This window comes from Nostoc sp. CHAB 5715 (assembly GCF_020829685.1).
Taxonomy (GTDB): Bacteria; Cyanobacteriota; Cyanobacteriia; order Cyanobacteriales; family Nostocaceae; genus Nostoc.
The window spans coordinates 1-5,337 of the sequence record NZ_JAIVFR010000516.1; the positions used below are offsets into that span (position 1 = coordinate 1).

The 5,337-nt window shown below is 42.8% G+C and carries 9 protein-coding genes; 6 read left to right on the forward strand and 3 right to left on the reverse strand.

The window, feature by feature from the left end:
• A partial coding sequence (locus LC574_RS24830; RefSeq protein ID WP_229456213.1) for a DsbA family oxidoreductase occupies positions 1–619 on the forward strand: 619 nt, incomplete at its 5' end.
• Positions 613–1,809: a 3-dehydroquinate synthase gene (locus LC574_RS24835; RefSeq protein WP_229456214.1), complete on the forward strand. Its 1,197-nt coding sequence runs from the start codon at positions 613–615 to the stop codon at positions 1,807–1,809. The genes LC574_RS24830 and LC574_RS24835, both read left to right, overlap by 7 nt.
• A gap of 126 nt (positions 1,810–1,935) precedes the next feature.
• Here the strand turns inward: LC574_RS24835 and LC574_RS24840 are convergent, their stop codons facing one another.
• A complete protein-coding gene (locus LC574_RS24840; protein WP_229456215.1) occupies positions 1,936–2,235 on the reverse strand; it encodes a type II toxin-antitoxin system RelE/ParE family toxin in 300 nt (99 codons plus the stop codon).
• The gene (locus LC574_RS24845; protein WP_229456216.1) at positions 2,228–2,401 is read right to left on the reverse strand and encodes a hypothetical protein; all 174 of its coding nucleotides are present in this window, start codon (positions 2,399–2,401) and stop codon (positions 2,228–2,230) included. The genes LC574_RS24840 and LC574_RS24845 overlap by 8 nt, the downstream gene beginning before the upstream one ends.
• 215 nt (positions 2,402–2,616) lie before the next feature.
• Here LC574_RS24845 and LC574_RS24850 point away from each other — a divergent pair, with 215 nt between their 5' ends.
• The 4 genes from LC574_RS24850 to LC574_RS24865 all read left to right on the forward strand — a co-directional run bounded on the left by LC574_RS24850 (position 2,617) and on the right by LC574_RS24865 (position 4,873).
• Positions 2,617–2,847 (forward strand): antitoxin family protein, encoded by a 231-nt coding sequence (locus LC574_RS24850; RefSeq protein WP_229456217.1) that lies wholly within the window; start codon positions 2,617–2,619, stop codon positions 2,845–2,847.
• A gap of 208 nt (positions 2,848–3,055) precedes the next feature.
• Positions 3,056–3,379 (forward strand): hypothetical protein, encoded by a 324-nt coding sequence (locus LC574_RS24855; RefSeq protein WP_229456218.1) that lies wholly within the window; start codon positions 3,056–3,058, stop codon positions 3,377–3,379.
• A complete protein-coding gene (locus LC574_RS24860; RefSeq protein WP_229456219.1) occupies positions 3,363–3,650 on the forward strand; it encodes a hypothetical protein in 288 nt (95 codons plus the stop codon). The genes LC574_RS24855 and LC574_RS24860 overlap by 17 nt, the downstream gene beginning before the upstream one ends.
• Positions 3,651–4,411: 761 nt before the next feature.
• A complete protein-coding gene (locus LC574_RS24865; RefSeq protein WP_229456220.1) occupies positions 4,412–4,873 on the forward strand; it encodes a hypothetical protein in 462 nt (153 codons plus the stop codon).
• Between the two features lie 205 nt (positions 4,874–5,078).
• On the opposite strand, the gene LC574_RS38230 is transcribed toward LC574_RS24865, so the two are convergent.
• The gene (locus LC574_RS38230) at positions 5,079–5,210 is read right to left on the reverse strand and encodes a hypothetical protein (protein WP_267871666.1); all 132 of its coding nucleotides are present in this window, start codon (positions 5,208–5,210) and stop codon (positions 5,079–5,081) included.
• Positions 5,211–5,337 lie beyond the last annotated feature (127 nt).

The window sequence follows — 5,337 nt, forward strand, 5'->3', positions numbered from 1 at the left end:
TTGCCCCTGGTGTAGAATAGGGAAAAAGCATCTGTTTGATGCACTGGCACAATGGCCAGAAAAAGAAGTGGATATCCGATGGCATCCCTTTATTCTCGACAATACCGTTCCTGATGAAGGGTACGAATTTCACAGCTTTATGCAAAATAGAAAAGGCATAAAAGCCCAAGAACTGCAATATCTGTTTGATTCTACGCAATATGCAGGTGAGGTGGCTGGAGTCAAGCTAAATTTTGATAAAATCCGTTTGGCTGTCAATACTAAGCTTTCGCACCGACTGATTACACTAGCACCAGCAAAGGTAAAAAATGATGTCGTAGAAGCCATTTATAAAGCTTACTTTGAAGACGGTTTGAACATCGGAGATATTGAAGTTATGATTGCCATAGGTAGAGCTTACCAAATGGATTCTAGAGAATTACGGCTGCAATTGAGTGATGATGCTGCGGTTAAAGCTTTCGTGGCTGAATCAATATTTACTCGCCCCAATGGCATCAACAGCGTGCCGTTCTTCATCATTAATAATCAAGTCAAGATAAATGGTTCTCACTCAGTAGAAATGTTCCTTCAAGCTTTGAATCGTGCCTCACTTATAGATATATCAGCAAAAACATGGTAGTTGACATTAAGCAAAAAAGTAAATTCAATCTGCAACCAATTCATCAACGTGTTTCGGTTACTTTCAACTATGAGGTTTACTTCACCAAAAATTTATTTGAGTTGAAAAACCCCACCTTAGCCCAAGTGATTACAGCAGATGGGGAGACAAAGCCGAAGAAAGTTGTAGCGATAATAGACGCAGGAATATTGCAGCATCACCCGGAATTGGTTAAGCAATTAGTAGCGTATACCAAGTTTTATGCAGAGATATTAGCGATCGCAGCCGAACCAATGATAATTTCGGGAGGAGAAGCTGCTAAAAACGATCGCACTTTAGTAGATCAAATCCACCAACAGATTGAAGCAGCCGGATTATGTCGCCATTCTTACGTGTTAGCGATCGGGGGCGGGGCTGTGTTGGATTTGGTAGGATATGCAGCCGCAACTGCTCACCGGGGAATTCGCCTAATTCGGATTCCGACGACGGTGTTAGCGCAAAATGATTCCGGGGTTGGCGTAAAAAACGGCATCAACGCCTTTGGTAAAAAGAACTTTCTCGGCACATTTGCGCCACCTTATGCAGTTATAAATGATTCTGCCTTCTTGACAACCTTAGACGATCGCGATTGGCGTTCTGGAATCGCAGAAGCAATCAAAGTGGCGCTGATTAAGGATGCTAGCTTTTTTTATTTTATCCATTTGCACAGTGCAGCCCTGATGCAGCGAGACATGGATACCATGCAACAAGTTATCTATCGTTGCGCCCAGTTACATCTAGAACATATTGCCAATAGCGGCGATCCTTTTGAAATGGGTTCATCTCGTCCCCTGGATTTTGGACATTGGGCGGCTCATAAACTGGAGCATTTGACAAATTATCGCTTACGTCATGGCGAAGCAGTTGCGATCGGTATCGCTTTGGATAGCACTTATTCCTATTTAGTAGGATTGCTGGATTGTTCAGAGTGGCAACGGATATTAAATACTTTATCAGCGTTGGGTTTCACGTTATATGTGCCAGAACTGGCCCAGAAGTTATCACAATTGGAACATCCTGATTGTTTGTTTCGGGGTTTAACTGAGTTCCGGGAACATTTGGGTGGAGAATTGACTTTGATGCTGTTACAACGAATTGGAAAAGGAATTGAGGTTCATGAGGTGGATTTGTTTTTGTATAGGCAAGCAATATCGCTGTTGCGGGAGTTTTAGGATTGGATTTTAAATAGGGCTATTTCATTCTCATCTAGCCCGCCTCAGAATGAATTCTGAGGCTAATAGCAAAAGTCCACTAAAGTGGACTAAGAAAAGCTTTTAGTCCACTTTAGTGGACTTGGACTATGAGCCGCGGAACTTCAGTTCTGGGCGGTTTATGTCTAGAACGAAATAGCCCTGCCGATGGGCTATGAGTAAAATAGTAATTAGTTGCTGTTTTTCATCCACCTTATAAACAACTCGCCAGACACCAACTCGATAGCGAAAAAGACCGGCGAAATCACCTTTGAACCGCTTAATATTTGGATGTTCATAAGCATTCTGTCGCAGTTGGTCAAAACAACGGTTTAGTCGTTGGGCTAGTGATGCTTCTACTTCTTGATAAAACTTCTGTGCCTTGCGAGTCAGTACCAGTTCATACATGACGACGAATACTGTCAAATGACACCACTTCCCCAGCCTCAGCTTCCTGCATAGCTTCACGCAAAGCTTGCTCAAAACCAGGGACATTCAAAAGTTCCGCCGTCGCCTCATGTTCTTCTTTTTCTTCTAGATCAGCCAGAAAATCACTCACCAGCATCCAACCCACCCACCCAAAGCCGCGATCGCCTTCCAGGCTTCATTGGTGCAGTCTCTCACGGCTCCCTGGCTGCTAATTTAGACGAAGAACTCTATGGCGACTAAGCTTTTTATTGATACATGGGGCTGGCTCACGCTTGATGACAGATGCGATCGCTAAAATAACCGAAATCGCACCTGTAAACTGTTATAGAATTTTGAGTAGGAATTAGATTGCAAAACCGTATGCCAGAGTCTCAGACTATTGAAGCAATATATGAAGATGGAGTTTTGCGTCCACTGCAAACACTAAAAGGTGTGGCAGAACATAGTAAAGTTAAGATCATAATTGAGTACCAAGAGACTCCAAGCCATCCATTGTTACAGTTTGCAGGCATTCTAAGTGACGAAGAAGCTTCACAATTACAGGCTGTGATTCATCAAGAATTTGAGCAAATTGACTCCAATGGCTGGTGAAACGGCTCTGGACACATCCGTTGCTATTCGCTATCTCAACGGTGATGCGATGCCTACGGCGGCAAGGGACTTCCAAATAAAAAAATATACAACTATTTATTGTGGGGTGGGCGTCTCGCCCGCCCATAGTCAAAGGCGGGCAAGATGCCCACCCCACAAGATTGGATAATTTATTTCTTGGAAGTCCCCAAGCTACGCAGTTGCAAGAGTGATAGCCTTGCCAAATATCGTCCTACCATTACCTATTGTTGCTGAACTGTTGTTTGGAGCGGAAAATTCTGCCCGTTCCTTGCAAAACTTGACTCGCTATTTACAGTTCATTGAAGCTTGTGCCGTGGTTACAATGGGGCGACAAACCGCTACATCCTACGCCCAAACACGCCTTTCCTTAAAGCGCAAAGGTAGACCGATCCCAGAAAATGACATGTGGAACGGTGGTAATCATTACTCTCAAGAATACGGTGCGATCGCTAAAATAGCAGAAATCGCACCTATAAAAGTGCAAAAATCAGCCTTTGAGCCTCAACGTTGACCTTCTGAGGCTCGACGTTGACCTTCTGAGGCTCAACATTGACCTTCTGAGGCTCAACATTGACCTTCTGAGGCTCAACATTGACCTTCTGAGGCTCAACATTGACCTTCTGAGGCTCAACATTGACCTTCTGAGGCTCAACGTTGACCTTCTGAGGCTCGACGTTGACCTTCTGAGGCTCAACGTTGACCTTCTGAGGCTCAACATTGACCTTCTGAGGCTCGACGTTGACCTTCTGAGGCTCAATGTTGACCTTCTGAGGCTCAACTAACAAATATATTTAATTATTCCTGAATTTACAGGGGTGAGCGTGTAGTAAAATTTGCTCACCTCTGTAAAGTGATATCATGTCCGCGAAATTACCCATAATAAAAGAACCCCACCCCTAACCCCTCCCCGCAGGCGGGGAGGGGAGACAAAGCGCAGCTTTGGCGGGGTGGGGTTCCGAGTATTATGCTTAATTGCCCGGACATCATATGAAATATAGCGCTTCTCTGTTGAGTGTAATACAGACCTAACCCCCAGCCCCTTCCCTGCAAGGGAAGGGGAGTAAGATTCAAAGCCTCTCTCCTTTTAGGAGAGAGGTTTGGAGAGAGGTCAAAATGTATTGTATCCAAACGAGAACCGCTATATAACTTTAGACTTCTTTACTCAAAATCGACGAGGACACAACTATAAAGATAGGAAAGACCTTGCGGGTGGAAACGTTAGCTATGCCCACATCCGAGGGGCAAACTTCACTAACGCTAATCTCAAAGGTGTAAAAAATTTTATTTTTATTTTCTCGTAGTATTTACAAATTAAGTCATTTAATAGTAATCTTCTAGTGTCACAGGACTTACGCATTGATAGAAATACCAAATATAGATGGTTTGAAAAACCATATCTGTCGTAGGGTTTAGCATTGCTAAACCCCTACAACGCGCGTTTATTTACTATCCAAGAATAATTAATCAAAGCTTGAAACAACCTATTTTGGTAAATTCATACCATGATTAATTTGTACAGTGCGTAAGTCCTATGTGAATATTTATGCAAGGGGATCTTGATTTGATGAATATGATGAACTTTAAAATCCAAGGCTTTTTTACGACGTTAATAATTGGTACTGTGTCAGCATTGACCATTTCAGATGCTATCTCTCAAAAGGTGAACGCCCAAGCTACGCCTTCTTGTAATAATGCAACCATAAAAGGTAACTATGGAAGTATATTGACTGGGACGGTCTTAGGATTCCCTGTAGCTCAAGTTGGTTTAGTCAAAGTTGATGGAAGGGGAAATTTTCAAGGAATAGGGGCTAGTAGCGTTAACGGTACTGTAACTAAAAACGAAACAGGTTCAGGAACCTATAGTGTTAAACAAGATTGTACGGTGCAGCTAGTAGTAGGTCGTGATACTTATAGCGGTATCATTGTTGATGGTGGCAAGGAAGTCTTTTTCATCGCAACCGTTTCAGATTCAGTAGTTGTTGAGACTTGGAAAAAAGTGAACTGATTTACTCCATCTGTCCCAACGCTTGAAAATTAATGGGCGCAAGCGTTGCCCTGCTGCCCGAAAGATTGCACTTCCATTACTCCCGAAGCAATCACCATGTTGAAAGGGATATTTACAGGGTTAAGCTGAAAAACATCTAATTTGCATAACTGAATTAAACATAAGTCTTGTGGGGTGGGCATCTTGCCCGCCATAATTATGCAACTTAAATATAGAACAGCTTACCTGCGATCGCTTCGCTGGTAGAAGCGGGTAATAAATTATTGCCTGCGATTTCTAAATTATTCGGTTTACAGCTATTTTCAGGTAAATAGACTACGCAGTAGGGGCACAGCATTGCTCATACGTGTCAACTTAAGCTAGAAATCTATTATCTGTTAGCTTCCACGCCCGCCTTGGAATGAATTCCAAGGCTAATAGCTCAAGTCTACTGAAGTAGACTAAAAATTTTTCGGATTATTTAG

Excerpts from the sequence above, each read along its gene's own strand:
- LC574_RS24835 (WP_229456214.1), top strand. The coding sequence starts at position 613 with ATGGTAGTTGACATTAAGCAAAAAAGTAAATTCAATCTGCAACCAATT.
- LC574_RS24840 (WP_229456215.1), bottom strand. The coding sequence starts at position 2,235 with ATGTATGAACTGGTACTGACTCGCAAGGCACAGAAGTTTTATCAAGAA.
- LC574_RS24850 (WP_229456217.1), top strand. The coding sequence starts at position 2,617 with ATGCCAGAGTCTCAGACTATTGAAGCAATATATGAAGATGGAGTTTTG.
- LC574_RS24865 (WP_229456220.1), top strand. The coding sequence starts at position 4,412 with ATGCAAGGGGATCTTGATTTGATGAATATGATGAACTTTAAAATCCAA.
- LC574_RS38230 (WP_267871666.1), bottom strand. The coding sequence starts at position 5,210 with ATGCTGTGCCCCTACTGCGTAGTCTATTTACCTGAAAATAGCTGTAAA.